We start from the raw sequence: 19,507 nt of genomic DNA, 5'->3' as shown, positions 1-19,507 counted from the left end.
CTGATGGCGAATATGAGAACCATAAGCTTTGATGGCATTGTAATCGGCGGCGGCGGCGCGGGTATGCGCGCGGCCCTGCAAATGGCCCAGTCCGGCTTCAAGACTGCGGTCATCACCAAGGTGTTCCCGACCCGTTCGCACACCGTCTCCGCCCAGGGCGGCATCACCTGCGCCATTGCCAGTGCCGATCCGCAGGACGACTGGCGCTGGCATATGTACGACACCGTCAAGGGCTCCGACTATATCGGCGACCAGGACGCGATCGAGTATATGTGCTCGGTGGGTCCGGAAGCGGTATTCGAACTGGAACACATGGGTCTGCCGTTCTCCCGTACCGAGCAGGGCCGTATCTACCAGCGCCCGTTCGGCGGCCAGTCCAAGGACTTCGGCCGCGGCGGCCAGGCGGCGCGCACCTGCGCGGCTGCGGACCGCACCGGCCACGCGCTGCTGCACACCCTGTACCAGAACAATGTCAAGCACGACACTGTATTCCTGAACGAGTGGTTTGCCATCGACCTGGTGAAGAACCAGGACGGCGCCGTGGTGGGCGTGATCGCCATGTCCATCGAGGACGGCGAAGTCGTATTTATCAAATCAAAGGCCACGGTATTCGCCACCGGCGGTGCCGGTCGCATCTACGCCTCCACCACCAACGCGCACATCAACACCGGCGACGGTGTGGGCATGGCCCTGCGCGCCGGTTTCCCGGTGCAGGATATCGAGATGTGGCAGTTCCACCCCACCGGTATCCACGGTGCCGGCGTGCTGGTGACCGAGGGTTGCCGCGGTGAGGGCGGCTACCTGATCAACAAGGATGGCGAGCGTTTCATGGAGCGCTACGCCCCCAATGCCAAGGACCTGGCCTCCCGCGATGTGGTGGCCCGCTCCATGGTATTGGAAATCCTGGAAGGCCGCGGTGCCGGCCCGGACGGCGACCACGTGTTCCTGAAACTCGATCACCTGGGTGAGGAAGTGCTGCACTCGCGCCTGCCGGGCATCTGCGAGCTGGCCGAGACCTTTGCCCACGTGGATCCGGTCAAGGCGCCGATCCCGGTGGTGCCCACCTGTCACTACATGATGGGCGGTATCCCCACCAATGTGCACGGCCAGGCCCTGACCCAGGACGCCGCCGGCAACGACCAGGTGGTCGACGGCTTCTACGCCTGCGGCGAAGTGGCCTGTGTCTCCGTTCACGGAGCCAACCGCCTGGGCGGCAACTCGCTGCTGGACCTGGTGGTCTTCGGCCGCGCTTCGGGCCTGTTCATCGAGCAGGCGCTGCGCGAGGGCATCGAGGCCCGCGAGGCATCCGACTCCGATATCGAGGCCGCCATGTCGCGCCTGAACCGCCTGGAAGAGAGCAAGGAGGGCGAGAAGGCCGCCGACCTGCGCAAGGAGCTGCAGGGCGTGATGCAGAACCACTTCGGTGTATTCCGCCGCGGCGACTATATGGCCGAGGGTGTGAAGAAACTGGAAGACCTGCGCAGCCGTATCGAGAATGTGCAGCTCACCGACAAGAGCCGCGCCTTCAATACCGCCCGTATCGAGGCGCTGGAACTGCAGAACCTGCTGGAAGTGGCCGAGGCCACGGCCATCGCCGCCGAGGTCCGCACCGAGAGTCGCGGCGCCCACGCCCGCGAGGACTACCAGGAGCGCGACGACGAAAACTGGCTGTGCCACTCCATGTTCTTCCCTGCGGAAAAACGTGTCGGCAAGCGCGCGGTCAACTTTGCGCCCAACACTGTGGAAGCTTTCGAACCGAAAGCTCGCACCTATTAATTCGGGAGCGGAAATACGACAATGTTGAAAGTAAGCATTTACCGTTACAACCCGGAGACTGACAAAGCTCCTTACATGCAGGACTACGAACTGGACACCCAGGGCAAGGACCTGATGGTGCTCGACGTGCTGGAGCTGCTGAAAGCCGAGGATCCGACCCTCTCTTTCCGCCGCTCCTGCCGCGAGGGTGTATGCGGCTCCGACGGCATGAATATCAGTGGCAAGAACGGCCTCGCCTGCACCACGCCGATCTCCGAGGCCGCCAAGGGCAAGAAGAAGCTGGTGCTGCGCCCGCTGCCGGGCCTGCCGGTAATCCGCGATCTGGTCGTGGATATGGAGCAGTTCTACGAGCAGTACAAGAAAATCGAGCCGTACCTGCAGAACGATACCCCGGCACCGGCCATCGAGCGCCTGCAGAGCCCGGAGGACCGCGAAAAGCTGGACGGCCTCTACGAATGCATTTTATGCGCCTGCTGCTCCACCGCCTGTCCGTCTTTCTGGTGGAACCCGGACAAGTTCATCGGCCCGGCCGGCCTGCTGCAGGCCTATCGCTTCCTGGCGGACAGCCGCGACGAGGCCACCGACGAGCGCCTGTCCAACCTGGACGACCCGTTCAGCGTCTTCCGTTGCCACGGTATCCAGAACTGTGTGAACGTTTGCCCGAAGGGTCTCAACCCGACCCGCGCAATCGGCCACATCCGCAATATGCTGTTGACCCGTGCTGTGTAGCGGGGAAAGCAGAACCAAGCCCGGTTGGGCCCGCACCGCGGGCCCGGCGCCAATGGCGGCGCCTATCCAACTAGAAAGCTGGCCAAAGAGCCAGTCACAAGAAAAGGGGAGATCGCTCTGTGCATCTCCCTTTATTATGAGTGAAAGGAAAGCGCAGTGCCGAAGCCGCGCACTGCAATCGAGGTAGGCATCAAAATGCACGAAAGTACCATGGAGCAGCTGTGGCGTAGCTCCCACATCTCCGGGGGCAACGCCGCCTACGTGGAGGAGCTGTACGAAACCTATCTGCACGATCCCAACGGCGTGCCGGAGGAGTGGCGCAGTTACTTCGACAGCCTGCCCAGGGTCAGTGGTGGCAGCGACGTATCCCACTCGGCGGTGCGCGCCCACTTTGAACTCCTGGCCAAGAACCGCTCCCGCCCGCTGGCCGCTCCCGGCGCCGGCTCCATCAACATCGAACACGAACGCAAGCAGGTCAAAGTCCTGCAACTGATCAACTCCTACCGCCACCGCGGCCACAAGAAGGCCACCCTGGACCCACTGGGCCTGATGGCGCGGGAGCAGGTTCCGGATCTGCAGCTGAATTACCACGGCCTGACCGAGGGCGATTTCGACACCACCTTCCAGACTGGTGATCTCTTCTTCGGCAACGGCGAGGCGACGCTGCGCGAGATTGTCGGGGGCCTGAACCGCACCTACTGTGGCAACCTGGGTGCGGAGATCATGCACCTGTCCAACCTGGACGAGCAGCACTGGTTCCAGCAGCGCCTGGAGCGCAGCCTGTCCACGCCGAACTTCGGTGCCGATGTACGCACTGAAATCCTGCAGCGCCTGTCGGCGGCGGAGGGCCTGGAGCGCCACCTGGACTCCAAGTACCCGGGCACCAAGCGTTTCGGTGTCGAGGGCGGCGAGAGCCTGATCCCGATGCTGGACGCGCTGATCCGCCGCTCCGGCACCTACGGTGTCAAGGAAGTGGTGATGGGCATGGCCCACCGCGGCCGCCTGAACACGCTGGTCAATATCCTGGGCAAGAACCCGTCGGACCTGTTCGAGGAGTTCGAGGGCAAGAAGACCCTGGATACGTCCGGCGACGTGAAGTACCACCAGGGCTTCTCCTCCAACGTGATGACGCCGGGCGGCGAGGTGCACCTGGCACTGGCCTTCAACCCTTCGCATCTGGAGATCTGTGCGCCGGTCGTGGTGGGCTCGGTGCGCGCGCGCCAGGATCGCCGCGGCGACAACACCGGCGAGAAGGTAATGCCGATCAATATCCACGGCGATGCCGCCTTTGCCGGCCAGGGCGTGGTGCAGGAAACCCTGCAGATGTCCCAGACCCGCGGTTTCTATACCGGCGGTTCCGTGCATATCGTGCTGAACAACCAGGTGGGCTTCACCACCAGCAAACGCGAGGACGCGCGCTCCACCGAGTACTGCACCGATGTCGCCAAGATGATCGATGCCCCGGTACTGCACGTGAACGGCGACGATCCGGAAATGGTCGTGCTGGCCGCGCTGCTGGCGGTGGACTACCGCTACGAGTTCAAGAAGGACATCGTCATCGACCTGGTCTGTTACCGCCGCCGCGGCCACAACGAGACCGACGATCCGTCCGGTACCCAGCCGCGCATGTACCAGACCATCCGCAAGCACAAGACCACCCGCACTCTCTATGCGGAAAAGCTGGTCGGCGAGGGCGTGCTGGACAAGCCGGCCGCGGACAAGCTGGCCAACGACTACCGCGACAAACTGGATCGCGGTGAGGATGTGGCCACCGGGCTGGTAAAACAGCCGGACGAATCCATGTTCGTGGATTGGGGGCCCTACCTGAACCACGACTGGCAGACCCCGGCGGATACCGGCATGGAGCTGGCGAAGCTGAAAGATGTGGCCAAGCGTATGACCACGGTGCCGGACGGCGTGGTCATGCAGCGCCAGGTATCCAAGATCTACGAGGACCGCCGCAAGATGGCCGGCGGCGCCCAGCCGCTGAACTGGGGCATGGCGGAGACCCTGGCCTACGGCACGCTGCTGGAACAGGGTTACATGATTCGCCTGACCGGTGAGGATGTGCGCCGCGGGACCTTCTCCCACCGCCACGCGGTGGTGCACAGCCAGAAGGACGGCTCCTGCTACGTCCCCTTGCAGAATATGTACGAGGGCCAGCCGGCGTTCGATATCTACGACTCGCTGCTGTCGGAAGAGGCGGTGCTGGCGTTCGAGTACGGCTACGCCACCACCACGCCCGGGTCGCTGATCATCTGGGAGGCCCAGTTCGGCGATTTCGCCAACGGTGCCCAGGTGGTGATCGACCAGTTCATCACTTCCGGTGAGCACAAGTGGGGCCGCATGTGCGGCCTGGTGATGTTGCTGCCGCACGGTTACGAAGGGCAGGGCCCGGAGCATTCCTCCGCGCGCCTGGAGCGTTTCATGCAGCTGTGCGCCGAGCACAATATTCAGGTGTGCAACGCCACCACTCCGGCACAGATCTTCCACCTGCTGCGCCGCCAGGCAATCCGCCCGATGCGCCGCCCGCTGGTGATCATGAGCCCGAAGTGGATCCTGCGTCACAAGCTGGCGACTTCCAGCCTGGACGAGCTGGCCAAGGGCCGGTTCCAGAATGTGATCCAGGACGACGGTGTGGATGCGGCCAAGGTCAAGCGACTGGTGCTGTGCTCCGGCAAGGTTTACTACCATCTGCTGGAAGCGCGTATGGAGAAGGAGCAGGACGATGTGGCCCTGGTGCGCATCGAGCAGCTGTATCCCTTCCCGGACGAGGAATTTGCCGAGGCGGTTTCCGCCTACAAAAACCTCGAGAGCGTGGCCTGGTGCCAGGAGGAGCCCATGAACCAGGGCGCCTGGTATCACAGCCAGCATCATCTGCACCGCCTGCTGGCGGAGATAAATCCGAAGCTGGAGCTGGAATATGTCGGTCGCGCGGCCTCCGCTGCCCCGGCTGCCGGTTATATGTCCACGCACCTGGAAGAGCAGAACAAGTTCATCAACGAGGCGCTGACCGTCAAGTAAATGACGGGATCCGCCGCTCTTCTTTCTGCCATCTCCCGTTCGCGGGAGAGTGCAGGAAGGGGGAGCCAAGAAATTTACGCAGAGACAATCTCAGGATACAGGAACAATGACGATCGAGATTAAAGCGCCAACTTTCCCCGAATCCGTTCAGGACGGCAGCATCGCCACCTGGCACAAGAAGCCCGGTGAAGCCGTGTCCCGCGACGAGCTGATCGTGGATATCGAAACCGACAAAGTGGTACTGGAAGTGGTCGCCCCGGCCGACGGCGCCATCAGCGAAATCATCAAGGATGAGGGCGACACCGTCCTGTCCAACGAAGTGATTGCCAAATTCGAGGAAGGCGCCGGTGGCGGCGCGTCCAAAGACGAGGGTGGCAAAGAGGAAGCCGCGGAAGAGAAGAAAGAGGAAGCGCCGAAAGAAGAGTCCAAAGGCGATGGCGATCAGCTGGTGAATCCGGCCGCGCGCAAACTGGCGGATGAGAAGGGCGTGGATCTGTCCTCCGTGAAAGGCTCCGGCAAAGGTGGCCGCATCACCAAGGAAGATGTGCAGAAGGCCGAAAAGGCCCCCGCTGCCGCACCGGCTGCGGCTGCCGCGGAAGTCAGCACTTCCGGTGGCGAGCGCGTCGAGAAGCGCGTACCCATGACCCGCATGCGCAAGCGTATCGCCGAGCGCCTGCTGGATGCGTCCCAGTCCACGGCCATGCTCACCACCTTCAACGAGGTGAACATGAAGCCGGTCATGGACCTGCGCAAGAACTACAAGGACCTGTTTGAGAAGAAGCACAACGGTACCCGCCTGGGTTTTATGGGCTTCTTCGTGAAAGCGGCGGTGGAAGCGCTGAAGCGCTACTCGGCCGTGAATGCGTCCATCGACGGTAACGATATCGTCTACCACGGTTACCAGGATATCGGTGTTGCGGTTTCTTCCCCGAAAGGCCTGGTGGTGCCGATTCTGCGCAACGCGGAGAATATGGGCCTGGCGGATATGGAGAACAATATCCGCGACCTGGGTGTGCGCGCCCGCGACGGCAAGCTGTCCATCGACGAGATGACCGGTGGCACCTTTACCATCACCAACGGCGGTGTCTTCGGCTCCCTGCTGTCCACGCCGATCCTGAACCCGCCGCAGACCGCGATCCTGGGCATGCACAAGATCCAGGAGCGCCCGATGGCGGTAGACGGCAAGGTGGAAATCCTGCCGATGATGTACCTGGCGCTGTCCTATGATCACCGCCTGGTCGATGGCAAGGAAGCGGTCGGCTTCCTGGTCGCGATCAAGGAAATGATCGAGGATCCGGCGCGGATTCTGCTCGAGGTTTAACGGCGGCTATTTCTGGCTCCGTGGCGGCGCTACTACCGGTATTGTTTTGCGAGACACGCCGTATATACATCCCTGTAGGCTTGTCGGCGAGGTCCCTCTCGCCAACAGTCTCGCAAAACAATACCGGCATCAGCGCCTTCGCATTGGACTTTAATGTCGTCACAGAACTGATGTAAGAGCGGGCCATGCCCGCAATCGCGGCCGCAGGCCGCACATTGAATACACCAAAAAATCTGGAACTGATCATGTCTGAAAAATTTGACGTAATCGTAATTGGCTCCGGTCCGGGGGGATACGTAGCAGCAATCCGCGCCGCACAGCTGGGTCTGAAAACCGCCTGTGTGGAAAAGTGGACCAATAAAGATGGCAAAGTGGTCAACGGCGGTACCTGCCTGAATGTCGGCTGTATCCCGTCCAAGGCGCTGCTGGACAGCTCCTGGAAATACCACGAGGCCAAAGACTCCCTCGACGTACATGGCATCGACACCGGCAAGGTGAAGATCGATGTGAAGAAAATGATCGAGCGCAAAGACGGCGTCGTGAAGCAGATGTCCGGTGGTATTTCCGGCCTGTTCCAGGCCAACAAAGTGACCTCCATCGAGGGCACCGGCAAGCTGCTGGCGGGCAAGAAGGTCGAGGTCACCGACCACGACGGCAAGACCACCACTTACGAAGCGGACAATGTCATTCTCGCATCCGGTTCCGTACCGGTGAACATTCCGCCGGCTCCGGTGGACAACAAGATCATCGTCGATTCCACCGGTGCGCTGGAATTCAGCGAAGTGCCGAAGCGCCTGGGTGTGATCGGCGCCGGCGTTATCGGCCTGGAACTGGGTTCCGTCTGGAGCCGCCTGGGTTCCGACGTGGTGGTCCTGGAAGCGCTGGACAACTTCCTGTCCATCATGGACCAGCAGATTGCGAAGGAATCCCAGAAGATCCTGAAAAAGCAGGGCCTCGATATCCGCCTGTCCTGCCGTGTCACCGGCACTGAAGTGAAGGGCAAGGAAGTGGTCGTCACTTACCAGGACAAAGATGGCAATGAGCAACAGGAAACCTTCGACAAGTTGATCGTGTGCGTCGGCCGCCGCCCTTATACCGAAGGCCTGCTGTCCGAAGATGCCGACGTGAAGATGGACGAGCGCGGTTTCATCTATGTCAACGATCTGTGCATGACGTCCGCTCCGGGTGTCTGGGCGGTCGGCGACGTGGTGCGCGGCCCGATGCTGGCCCACAAGGCCTCCGAGGAGGGCGTGGTGGTCGCCGAGCGCATCGCCGGCCAGAAGCCGATGATGAACTACGATGTGATCCCCAACGTGATCTACACCCACCCGGAAATCGCTGCGGTCGGCCGCACCGAGGAACAGGTGAAAGCGGACGGCGAGCCCTACAACGTGGGTGTCTTCCCGTTCGTTGCCTCCGGTCGCGCCGTGGCCGCGAACGAAACCGCGGGTATGGTGAAACTCATTGCCCACGCGGAAACCGATCGTGTGCTGGGCGCCCATATTGTGGGCCCGTCCGCGGCGGATCTGGTGCAGGAAGTGGCCATCGCGATGGAATTTGGCTCCAGCGCCGAGGACATTGGCATGACCGTATTCGGTCACCCGACCCTGTCCGAGGCGGTGAAGGAAGCTGCGCTGGCGGCCAACGGTCACGCGATCCATATCGCCAACCGCAAGAAGCGCAAATAATTTCGGGACTCGGGACTCGGGACTCGGGACTCGGGACTCGGGACTCGGCACGAACTCCCCCCTCTCCCCTCGGGAGAGGGGCCGGGGGAGAGGGGGGTAACCCCACCTCTAAATTTTTACTGATGAATTGGTATCAACTATGAACTTGCATGAGTATCAGGGCAAACAACTGTTTGCGGAATACGGATTGCCGGTTTCCAAAGGCATTGCAGCGGAAACCCCGGCAGCGGCAGCAGCGGCAGCAGACGAAATCGGCGGCGACAAGTGGGTGGTGAAAGCCCAGGTACACGCCGGCGGCCGCGGCAAGGCCGGCGGTGTAAAGCTGGTGGACTCCAAAGCCGAGATCGAAGAATTCGCCAAAAAGTGGCTGGGTAACAATCTGGTCACCTACCAGACAGACGAAAATGGTCAGCCGGTTTCCCGCATTCTCGTTGAGAGCTGCACCGACATCGACCAGGAGCTGTACCTGGGTGCGGTCGTGGACCGTTCCACCCGCCGTATCGTTTTCATGGCTTCCACCGAGGGCGGCGTGGAAATCGAGAAGGTCGCGGAAGAAACTCCGGAAAAAATCCTGAAGGCCACCATCGATCCGCTGGTGGGTGCACAGCCCTACCAGGCGCGCGAGCTGGCGTTCAAGCTGGGCCTGAACCCGACCCAGGTGAAGCAGTTCACCAAGATCTTCCTGGGCCTGGCGAAGATGTTCCAGGAAAAAGACCTGGCACTGCTGGAAATCAACCCGCTGGTGATCACTGACGAAGGCAACCTGCACTGCCTGGATGCCAAGGTTGTGATCGACGGTAACGCCCTGTACCGCCACGCGGACCTGCGTGAAATGCACGATCCGTCCCAGGAAGACGCGCGCGAAGCGCACGCGGCCAAGTACGAGCTGAACTATGTCGCGCTGGACGGCAATATCGGCTGCATGGTGAACGGCGCCGGCCTGGCCATGGGTACCATGGATATCGTCAATCTGCACGGCGGCAGCCCGGCCAACTTCCTGGACGTCGGCGGCGGCGCGACCAAAGAGCGCGTGGTGGAAGCCTTCAAGATCATCCTGTCCGACGAGAACGTCAAAGCCGTCCTGATCAATATCTTCGGTGGTATCGTGCGCTGCGACATGATCGCCGAAGGCGTGGTCGGCGCGGTGAAGGAAGTCGGCGTAAAAGTGCCGGTGGTCGTTCGCCTGGAAGGCAACAATGCCGACCTGGGTGCCGAAGTGCTGAGCAACAGCGGTCTGAACATTATTGCGGCTACCAGCCTGACTGATGCTGCCGAGCAGGTGGTTAAAGCTGCGGAGGATAAATAATCATGTCAGTACTGATTAACAAAGACACCAAAGTGATCTGCCAGGGCTTCACCGGCTCACAGGGCACTTTCCACTCCGAACAGGCGATCGCCTACGGTACCAAGATGGTCGGCGGTGTGACCCCGGGCAAGGGCGGCCAGGAACACCTGGGCCTGCCGGTTTTCAACACTGTCAAGGAAGCGGTTGAAGCCACCGGTGCGGAAGCGTCTGTGATCTACGTGCCCGCGCCTTTCTGTAAGGATTCCATCCTGGAAGCGGCCAACGGCGGTATCAAGCTGATCGTCTGCATCACCGAGGGTATCCCGACCCTGGACATGCTGGACGCGAAAGTGAAATGCGACGAGCTGGGCGTGCGCCTGATCGGCCCCAACTGCCCGGGCGTGATCACTCCCGGTGAATGCAAGATCGGCATCATGCCGGGCCACATCCACAAGCCGGGCAAAGTGGGCATCGTATCCCGCTCCGGCACCCTGACCTACGAGGCGGTCAAGCAGACCACCGATCACGGCTTCGGCCAGTCCACCTGCGTGGGCATCGGCGGCGACCCCATCCCGGGCTCCAACTTCATCGACATCCTGGAGATGTTCGAGAAGGATCCGCAGACCGAAGCCATCGTCATGATCGGCGAGATCGGCGGTACCGCGGAAGAGGAAGCGGCGGCCTACATCAAGGAGAATGTCTCCAAGCCGGTGGTTTCCTACATCGCCGGTGTCACCGCTCCTCCCGGAAAGCGCATGGGCCACGCCGGTGCGATCATCTCCGGAGGTAAAGGCACTGCGGACGAGAAATTCGCCGCACTGGAAGACGCCGGTGTCAAAACCGTGCGCTCCCTGGCCGAGATCGGCGACGCGCTGAAAGAAGCTGCCAAGTGGTAAGCTGAGATCGGGATACGGGAACTCCGCGCTCCCACCCCGAAAAAAGGGCCGCCCCGCAAGGGGCGGCCCTTTTTGCATCCGGCGGAACAATATACAGGGCAGGGCCCGCGACCACTCCTATACTGAAATCCGCTGCAGGGGGAGTAAGGGAAATCCGGCTGGTTGCCGCGGCCAACAGCAGAGTGTTGATGAGCAAGAAAGTCCTATTGATCGCCGCACTGCTGGCTGTCGGCCTGGCGTTTTACTGGCTCGATCTGCACCAGTGGTTGACGCTGGAGAACCTGAAGCGGCAGCAACAACAGTTTGAGACCTGGCGGGACGCATCGCCGCTGGCGATGGGGTTGCTGTTTACTGCGGTCTATATCCTGGTTACCGGCCTGTCCGTGCCGGGGGCGATCATCCTGTCGCTGGCTGTCGGCGCCCTGTTCGGGCTTTTCTGGGGCACCCTGATTGCCTCATTCGCATCGAGTCTCGGTGCCACCATCGCTTTCCTCACCTCCCGCTATCTGCTGCACGACTGGGTGCAGTGGCGTTTTGGCGGGCGCCTGCGGGCGGTCTACCGCGGTATGGAGCGGGACGGGCGTTTCTTCCTGTTTGCACTGCGGCTGGTGCCTGTCTTTCCATTTGTGCTGATCAATATCCTGATGGGCCTGACCCGTATCCGGATCTGGCCCTTTTACTGGATCAGCCAGGTCGGCATGCTGCCGGCGACGATGATCTACGTGAATGCGGGTACCCAGTTGGGGCGGATCGATGGGCTGTCCGATATCCTCTCGCCGGAACTGGTTCTGTCCTTCGCCCTGCTGGCGTTATTCCCGCTCTTGGCCCGCTGGCTGCTGAACCTGGTTAGGCGCGAGCGGACCGACCGCTCGTGAAATGCCGCCGGGCTCCTCTCAGAGCGCCGACGCCGCCGCGGCCGTTTCCGCCTTCACGGTCGCGACATCCGCCAGGGCTTCCGCCTCCTCGTCGTTGGCCGCGGCCAGGCGCTGTTCCTCGATACGGCTGTTCCAGGTCAACAGGGCCTGGTAGTGGCGGATATTCTGCACATAGGTGACCGGTTCCCAGCCGCGGGCGTAGCCGTGCTTGGTGTGTTTGTAATACTGGCGTTTGGCCAGCAGCGGCAGGTGATCGCGCACGTCCTGCCAGCGGTCCGGGCTGCCGCCCATTTTCTCGGTCAGGACGCGCGCGTCCTCCAGGTGGCCGTAGCCGACGTTGTAGGCGGCCAGGGCCATGAAGGTGCGATCCGGCTCGCGGATACGTTCGGGGATCTTGTCGCGGATCTTGACCAGGTAGCGGGCGCCGCCCTCGATGCTTTCCTCCGGGTCCAGGCGGTTGACGCCCAGTTCGCGCGCGGTGCCGCGGGTCAGCATCATCAGGCCGCGCACGCCGGTGCGGGAACGGGCCCGTGGGTTCCAGTAGGACTCCTGGTAGCTGAGTGCCGCCAGCAGGTGCCAGTCCAGGTCGTAGTCGGTGGCCACCTTCTGCAGTTCGTCGCGCCACTTGGGCAGCCGCTCGCGGGTGCGCCGGGCGAAAGCCTGGGCGCCGCCGGCGTTCAGCTTGCTGACGTGGCCGAAGAATTCCTCGCGCAGTTCGGCCACCAGTCCACTGGTGTTGGCCCGCAGCATGAAGCGGCGCGCGGCGCGGTAGAGGCTGTCATCCTCGCCTTTGGGAAAGGCCCAGGCCACCGGCTGGAACTGGGTCAGGTTGAAGGCGGGGTAGGTGTTGGCGTAGAGGCCGCGGTGGACCGAGTAGGCGTTGGAGTCGACGATAGCGTAGTGGTATTCGCCCTCGTTGACCATTTCGATCAGTTCCATCGCGTCGACATCGGAAATCTCGTCCCATTCCAGCTCCGGGTAGCGCCTGGAGAGCCGGCGCAACTGCTCGGCGTGGGCACTGCCGGCGATGACCGCCACGTGCTTGCCCTGCAGGTCGGCGATGGAGGTGGGGCGGTCCTCGCCCAGGCGGTAGATCACCTGCTGGCGGATCTCGAAGTAGGACGGGGTGAAGCGTACCTGCTCGCGGCGTTCCGGGGTCACGGTGAGGCCGGCGGCAGCCAGTTGGGCGCCCTCCTGTGGGTCCTGCAGGCGGGAGAACATCCGGTTCAGGTCGTGGACGTCGCGAATTTCCAGCGCCACGCCCAGTTCCTGGGCAAAGGCGCTCAGCATGCCGTACTCGAACCCGGTATGGGCGCCGCTGGCATCTTCGTAATAGGTGGTGGGACCGTTCTGGGACAATACGACCAGTTTGCCGGATGCCTTGACCTTCTCCAGCGTGTCCGGCGTCTTGCTCGCCACGATCAGCGAGGCGCAACAGGCCAGCACCAGACCCTTGGTCAGGCGGCGGCTGTAGCGCAACAGGCGGCTTTTCATGATCATAGGCAGTCCCCTCTAATCCTTTAGTTATCGCTTTTTATTTCAGCGGGTACCGACGGTGCTCTTCCTGAGCGGCGGGGCCGGTACAAAGGCTGCCAATTTTACCTCATTTGGTGACAGATTGCCCAAATTGGAGAATTGGCAGTGTGATCTGTGGAGTTGCATCTATGGGCTAATTTTAGTAGATCAACCCGCTCCCCTGGCCGAGCGGATGATTTATCCGCCAGTTTCGTTGCCGCGCGCCAATTGTCCGGCGGGGCAGTTTCCGTGGTGCCGGGGCAGTGTTGGAGCGGCCCGGCTTCGGGTACAATGGCGCCCTCTCCAATCCCCGGGGCCTTGCGCGATCTTTCACTGCGCCGGGGCTCCAACCAGGTTCCAGTTCAGACAAGAGGCAAACTCCCGCAATGCTAGTTCTGCGTGGTGCTCCCGCACTGTCGAAATTCCGCCACCAAAAGTTACTCAACCAGCTGCGCGCCCTGCAGCCCTCGATCGAAGAGATCTACGCCGAATATGTCCACTTCGCTGATACCGACGAGCTGGACAGCGACGACGAGGCGGTGCTGGAGCGCTTGCTGCAGTACGGCCCCACCGAGGAAAAGCACAAGCCCCGGGGCGAGCTGCTGCTGGTGGTGCCGCGCCCGGGCACCATCTCGCCCTGGTCCTCCAAGGCCACCGATATCGCCCACAACGCCGGCCTGGCGCAGATCCATCGCCTGGAGCGGGGTATCGCCTACTATGTTACCGGCATTGAATTAACCGATGCTGAACGGACGAAACTCGCGCCGCTGTTGCACGATCGCATGGTGGAGGCAGTGCTGGGCGACCTGGAGCAGGCCGCGCAGCTGTTCCGCGAGGAGGCGCCGCGCCAGTTGGCTGGTGTCAACCTGCTCGACGGCGGCCGCACGGCGCTGGAGGAGGCCAATGTCAACCTGGGCCTGGCGCTGGCGGCGGATGAAATCGACTACCTGATGACGAGCTTCCAGGAATTGGAGCGCAATCCCACCGATGTGGAATTGATGATGTTCGCCCAGGCGAACTCCGAACACTGCCGCCACAAGATTTTCAATGCCTCCTGGACCATCGACGGCCAGGAGATGCCGCACTCCCTGTTCGGCATGATCAAGAACACCTATCGCGTCGGCGGCGACAATGTGCTGTCTGCCTACGCCGACAACGCCGCGGTGGTGGTGGGCAGTGAAGCGGGCCGTTTCTATCCCGATCCGGAGACGAAGGAATACGGCTTCAGCGTCGAACCCATCCACCTGCTGATGAAGGTGGAGACCCACAACCACCCGACCGCCATCGCACCCTTCCCGGGCGCCGGCACCGGCGCCGGCGGCGAGATCCGCGACGAGGGCGCCGTGGGCCGCGGCTCCAAGCCCAAGGTGGGCCTGACCGGCTTCACCGTCTCCAACCTGCAGATTCCCGACCACCTGCAGCCGTGGGAGGTGGATTACGGCAAGCCGGAGCGCATCGTCACGCCGCTGGAGATCATGATCGAGGGGCCCATCGGCGGCGCCACTTTCAATAACGAATTCGGCCGCCCGAATATCTGCGGCTATTTCCGTACCTTTGAAGAGGATTTCGGCGGCGAGCGCCGCGGCTACCACAAGCCGATCATGATCGCCGGTGGCTACGGCAATATCCGCGAGGCGCATATCGACAAACCGGAGTTTGCGCCCGGCGCCAAACTGGTGGTGCTCGGCGGTCCGGCCATGCTGATCGGCCTGGGCGGCGGCGCCGCCTCCTCCATGGCCAGCGGCACCAGCTCCGAGCAGCTGGATTTCGCCTCGGTGCAGCGCCAGAACCCGGAAATTGAACGCCGCTGCCAGGAGGTGATCGACCAGTGCTGGCAGCAGGGGGACAAGAACCCCATCGCCTTTATCCACGATGTCGGTGCTGGCGGCCTGTCCAACGCCTTCCCGGAACTGGTGAAGGACGGCGGTACCGGCGGCAGGTTCGAACTGCGCGACGTGCCCAATGACGAGCCGGGCATGAGCCCGCTGGAAATCTGGTGCAACGAATCCCAGGAGCGCTACGTGCTGGCGGTGATGCCGGACGATCTGGAACGCTTTGAGGGCATCTGCGCGCGCGAGCGCGCGCCCTACGCAGTGGTGGGCGAGGCCACCGAGGACAAGCGACTGCTGCTGAACGACAGGAAGTTCGACGCCAAGCCGGTGGACCTGCCCATGTCGGTGCTGTTCGGCAAGCCGCCGAAGATGCACCGGGAGGCGGAAAAGCGCGTGGTCGAGACAAAGGCGTTTGAGACTGCGGGTATCGACCTGAACGAGGCCGCCGAGCGGGTACTGCGCCTGCCGACGGTGGCCAGCAAGAGTTTCCTGATCACCATCGGCGACCGCACGGTAACCGGGCAGGTGTCCCGCGACCAGATGGTGGGTCCTTGGCAGGTGCCGGTGGCGGACTGTGCCGTAACCACGGTCTCCTACGACAGCACCGCCGGCGAGGCCATGGCCATGGGGGAGCGCACCCCGGTGGCACTGCTGGACGCGCCGGCCTCCGGCCGCCTGGCGGTGGGCGAGGCGATCACCAATATCGCCAGTGCACCGATCGCCAAACTCTCGGATATCAAACTGTCGGCCAACTGGATGTGTGCCGCCGGCCACCCGGGCGAAGAGGAAAAACTCTACCGCACCGTGGAAGCCGTGGGGATGGAGCTGTGCCCCGAATTGGGTATCACCATTCCGGTGGGTAAGGACTCCATGTCCATGCGTACCGCCTGGAATGACGGCCAGGAAAAGGCGGTTACGGCACCGCTGTCACTGGTTATCTCCGCCTTCTCGCCGGTCACCGACGTGCGCAAGGTGGTGACGCCGCAGTTGCGTCGTACCAAGAAAGGCGAGAGCGAACTGATTCTGGTGGACCTGGGGGCCGGCAGGAACCGCCTCGGCGGTTCGGCCCTGGCGCAGGTCTACAACCAGCTCGGCGAGGAGCCGGCGGACCTGGACGACCCCCGCCGCCTGAAAGGCTTCTTCGACGTCATGCAGGAACTGCTGGCGGAGGAGAAGGTTATCGCCTATCACGACCGCTCCGATGGCGGCCTGTTTACCACACTGGCGGAGATGTGTTTCGCCGGCCGCGTGGGGATGGACGTGGAAATCTTCGATCTGGGTGAGGACCCGATCGCGGCACTGTTCAGCGAGGAATTGGGTGCGGTGCTGCAGGTGCCGGCCAGCGACGCCGGTATGCTGGTGCGCCGCTTTGCCTCCGCCGGTGTGCCGGCGCACCGCATCGGCAGCCTGAACGACGAGGGCCTGTTGCGGATCACCCGCGAGGATACCGAGATCTTCCGCGGTGGCCGCGCCCGCATGCAGGAGGTCTGGTCCGAGACCAGTTACCAGATCCAGTCCCTGCGCGACAACGCCGACTGCGCCGCGCAGGAGTTCGCCGCCATTGCCCGCGAGGACGACCCGGGCCTGTCGGTGCAGTTGACCTACGATATCAACGAGGACATCAGCGCGCCCTATATCAAGAAAGGCGCGCGGCCGAAGGTGGCGGTACTGCGCGAGCAGGGCGTCAACAGCCAGGTGGAAATGGCGCACGCCTTCCACCGCGCCGGCTTCAATGCCGTGGATGTGCACATGAGCGATATTCTCGCTGGGCGCATAGCGTTGAATGACTTCAAGGGCCTGGTGGGCTGCGGCGGTTTCTCCTACGGCGACGTACTCGGTGCCGGCGAGGGCTGGGCCAAGACGATCCTGTTCAACGATCGCGCGCGCGACCAGTTCGAGGCGTTTTTCAACAGGAAGGATACCTTCGGCCTGGGGGTGTGCAACGGCTGCCAGATGTTCTCGGTGATCAAGGAACTGATCCCCGGCGCCGATCACTGGCCGCGCTTTGTGCGCAACCTGTCCGAGCAGTACGAGGCGCGTTTTGCGCTGGTGGGGATCGACGATTCCCCCTCGGTATTGTTCAAGGGTATGGCCGGTTCCATCATGCCGGTGGCGGTGGCCCACGGTGAGGGACGGGTGGAGTTCGCCGATGAAAAGGCGCTGGAGGCCTGCGAAAAATCCGGCACCATCGCCATGCGCTACCTCAACAACCGGCGCGAGGTCACCCATACCTATCCGGCCAACCCCAACGGTTCGGCCAACGGCATCACCTCGCTGTGCTCCGAGGACGGGCGCGTCACCATCATGATGCCGCACCCGGAGCGGGTCGCCCGTGCGGTCAGCAACAGCTGGCACCCGGACGACTGGCAGGAGGATTCCGGCTGGATGCGCCTGTTCCGCAACGCGCGGGTTTTCGTCGATTGAGGCGCACTCCGCGACTGTTGAAAAACCCGCTCAATAGAGCGCAATGCCGGTCAGTTGAACGGGTTAAGGCCTGGCAGCTGAGATTGCGCGAGGCTTTAGCTGGCATTGGGGCGGCCCTGCTACCGGGTGCAGCCTTGCGAGACACGCCGTGAATACGTCCCTGTAGGCTTGTCTGCGAGGTCCCTCTCGCAGACAGTCTCGCAAGGCTGCCCCCGGCATCAGGGCCTTTGCCGCGACTGTGTGGCTTAACTGATCGGCATTGTTCAATAGAGCGGGTTTTTTATAGGAGAAAATGCGTTTTTGGTATGCCCCCGCTATTGTCCGGGCGGGGTACAGCTTGCCTCCTGGACGGCCATCTCTCTTATTTCCTGCTACACTTGAAAAGTTATTCACAATAATTTTTTACAGATGGTGAAGCTTTCGCAACCAGTTGCAGTACCCTCCCACCCGTTTTTTTACCCGGCGGCGCCGGCATTTTGTCCCCGCCTGTCCCCGAGCGATGATCGCGATGAGCCGCCGGCGATCCACTGCACTGCTCCCAGAATCCCAGTTGGCGTCGCCCGCAGTGGCGTCAATCGTAACCGAACACCGTATTGAGTAATGACCCGTCGAGGAGGTCACCATGGCTTACAACGAAACTCTGGCAGAAAAAGTACGTGTGTTGTTGAAAGAAAATGAGGGGCTTTCGGAAAAACAGATGTTCGGCGGCCTCGCCTTTATGCTGAACGGCAACATGGCCTGCGGCGTGGTTGGCGAGGAACTGATGGTGCGGGTAGGGCCCGACAACTACCAGGAGGCGCTGGCCGAGCGCTACACAAGGCCGATGGATTATACCGGCCGACCACTGAAAGGCATGGTTTATGTGGAAGAGGACGCAGTGGCTGCGGACCTGAATGACTGGGTCAACCGCGGGGCAGATTTCGCCAGCACCCTGCCGCCGAAATAGACGGCATTGCATGGCGCATGGGAGTCAGGCGACCAGGATCATCACGGCCAGGCCGACAAACATTGCCGGCCACCACCATTTGCTGCCCTCGAGGTAGTCCAGCAGTGAAAAGAAGCCGAAAGCCAGCAGGAACGAGATGCCGCTGGCCGCGAGCAGCCAGAGGCTGAAACCGCCGAAAATACCGCCCAGGATCAATACCGCTGCGCCCCAGATCAGCGAGCAAAGCATGACATTGCCGGTCTGGATAAACGCGTAGACCAGTGCGATCAGCAGTGGGATTTTTACAAGCATGATTGTCCGTTTTCGGTAGCGGTATCGCAGTCTGCTGCATCTGTAGGGTGCGCCAATCCACCTGAGGCAAAGCTATATGGCGGTATGCCCACTCTACCAGAACATTGCGCACCCTGTGGAGCTTCGTGCATCAACCGTCCCCGTTTTTTAACCGGTTGTCAGGTGCCCGCTGATCGACAGTTCCCGGATCCCCCAGGCCGCGTGCCACAGCAAATTCTCCAGGCGCGCGGTATCCACCGGGAACTTCTACTTCACAGGCCGAGCGTTGACTGTTACCTGCGTTGGTAGGCCTCCCAGTCCTCTGTTGTATCGATATCGATAGCGCCGTTGGCAAGCGGCACTGTGGTGATCGTCTCGTGCGGATTGCGCAACAGGTCGCGCGCGCCGCGATCGCCGCGCAATGCCATTAGCTGCGGAAAGATTCGGCGTGGAAAAATTGCCGGCGCACCGCGGCGCCCGGCGTAGAAACTGCAAACGACATCATCGGCGCGCCGATCCCGGCTACTGATCAGTTGCCGGATATCGGTCTCATCGATCGCCACCTGGTCCGCCAGTAGTACCAGTGCCGCGTCGCAGTCACTCTGCAACTGGCGCACTGCAAAGGCGAGTGAGCTGCCCATGCCCGATTGCCAGTCGCGGTTTTCCCGAAGGTCCAGGTGTGGATGTGCCGCCACCAGTTCGCGGTGCCAGGCGCCGGTGATGATCAGTGGTGCGGGCAGGGCGAGCGATGACAGCTTATCGATACACTGTTGCAGCAGTGTTTTGCCATTTCGGCGCAATAGCAATTTGCAGTCGCCGAAACGGCGCGAGGCGCCGGCGGCGAGAATGATTGGCTGAATGCTGTCCATGGTGGAACCTGCCTGTTTATTGTCGTGCGCAGGGCGTGCCCCCGTTAGGAGGTTGGC

The 19,507-nt window shown here is 62.2% G+C and carries 13 protein-coding genes; 10 read left to right on the top strand and 3 right to left on the bottom strand.

Annotated features, from left to right (window positions below; genetic code table 11):
- Positions 1-3: 3 nt before the first annotated feature.
- The 8 genes from sdhA (at position 4) to MWN76_RS00370 (ending at position 11,594) form a co-directional block, all read left to right on the top strand.
- Complete coding sequence (gene sdhA, locus MWN76_RS00405) at positions 4-1,776, top strand: succinate dehydrogenase flavoprotein subunit (RefSeq protein ID WP_250458481.1); 1,773 nt, start codon at positions 4-6, stop codon at positions 1,774-1,776.
- Between the two features lie 21 nt (positions 1,777-1,797).
- Complete coding sequence (locus MWN76_RS00400; RefSeq protein ID WP_250458480.1) at positions 1,798-2,505, top strand: succinate dehydrogenase iron-sulfur subunit; 708 nt, start codon at positions 1,798-1,800, stop codon at positions 2,503-2,505.
- A 195-nt stretch (positions 2,506-2,700) separates the two neighbouring features.
- Positions 2,701-5,529: a 2-oxoglutarate dehydrogenase E1 component gene (locus tag MWN76_RS00395; RefSeq protein WP_250458479.1), complete on the top strand. Its 2,829-nt coding sequence runs from the start codon at positions 2,701-2,703 to the stop codon at positions 5,527-5,529.
- Between the two features lie 106 nt (positions 5,530-5,635).
- Positions 5,636-6,850 (top strand): 2-oxoglutarate dehydrogenase complex dihydrolipoyllysine-residue succinyltransferase, encoded by a 1,215-nt coding sequence (odhB, locus tag MWN76_RS00390; RefSeq protein ID WP_250458478.1) that lies wholly within the window; start codon positions 5,636-5,638, stop codon positions 6,848-6,850.
- Positions 6,851-7,095: 245 nt separating this feature from the next.
- Positions 7,096-8,538: a dihydrolipoyl dehydrogenase gene (gene lpdA / locus MWN76_RS00385; RefSeq protein WP_250458477.1), complete on the top strand. Its 1,443-nt coding sequence runs from the start codon at positions 7,096-7,098 to the stop codon at positions 8,536-8,538.
- A 139-nt stretch (positions 8,539-8,677) separates the two neighbouring features.
- On the top strand, positions 8,678-9,844 hold the full coding sequence (sucC, locus tag MWN76_RS00380) for an ADP-forming succinate--CoA ligase subunit beta (protein WP_250458475.1): 1,167 nt from the start codon (positions 8,678-8,680) through the stop codon (positions 9,842-9,844).
- 2 nt (positions 9,845-9,846) lie between these two features.
- On the top strand, positions 9,847-10,719 hold the full coding sequence (gene sucD, locus MWN76_RS00375; RefSeq protein WP_250458473.1) for a succinate--CoA ligase subunit alpha: 873 nt from the start codon (positions 9,847-9,849) through the stop codon (positions 10,717-10,719).
- Positions 10,720-10,907: 188 nt separating this feature from the next.
- Positions 10,908-11,594, top strand: a complete 687-nt coding sequence (locus MWN76_RS00370) for a TVP38/TMEM64 family protein (RefSeq protein WP_250458471.1) — start codon at positions 10,908-10,910, stop codon at positions 11,592-11,594.
- A gap of 18 nt (positions 11,595-11,612) precedes the next feature.
- Here the strand turns inward: MWN76_RS00370 and mltF are convergent, their stop codons facing one another.
- Positions 11,613-13,094 (bottom strand): membrane-bound lytic murein transglycosylase MltF, encoded by a 1,482-nt coding sequence (gene mltF, locus MWN76_RS00365; protein WP_250458470.1) that lies wholly within the window; start codon positions 13,092-13,094, stop codon positions 11,613-11,615.
- Positions 13,095-13,495: 401 nt separating this feature from the next.
- Between mltF and purL the strand changes: the two genes are divergently transcribed.
- Complete coding sequence (gene purL, locus MWN76_RS00360; protein WP_250458469.1) at positions 13,496-17,365, top strand: phosphoribosylformylglycinamidine synthase; 3,870 nt, start codon at positions 13,496-13,498, stop codon at positions 17,363-17,365.
- Positions 17,366-17,987: 622 nt separating this feature from the next.
- Entirely contained in the window at positions 17,988-18,311 is a 324-nt protein-coding gene (locus tag MWN76_RS00355; protein WP_250458468.1) for a TfoX/Sxy family protein, read from the top strand.
- A 24-nt stretch (positions 18,312-18,335) separates the two neighbouring features.
- Here MWN76_RS00355 and MWN76_RS00350 read toward each other — a convergent pair whose 3' ends face one another.
- Positions 18,336-18,602 (bottom strand): hypothetical protein, encoded by a 267-nt coding sequence (locus MWN76_RS00350; RefSeq protein ID WP_250458467.1) that lies wholly within the window; start codon positions 18,600-18,602, stop codon positions 18,336-18,338.
- A gap of 272 nt (positions 18,603-18,874) precedes the next feature.
- On the bottom strand, positions 18,875-19,450 hold the full coding sequence (locus MWN76_RS00345; RefSeq protein ID WP_250458466.1) for a nucleotidyltransferase family protein: 576 nt from the start codon (positions 19,448-19,450) through the stop codon (positions 18,875-18,877).
- Positions 19,451-19,507: the final 57 nt, after the last annotated feature.

The organism is Microbulbifer litoralis (assembly GCF_023634065.1).
GTDB lineage: Bacteria > Pseudomonadota > Gammaproteobacteria > Pseudomonadales > Cellvibrionaceae > Microbulbifer > Microbulbifer litoralis.
This window is presented reverse-complemented; position numbering and strand designations above follow the sequence as displayed.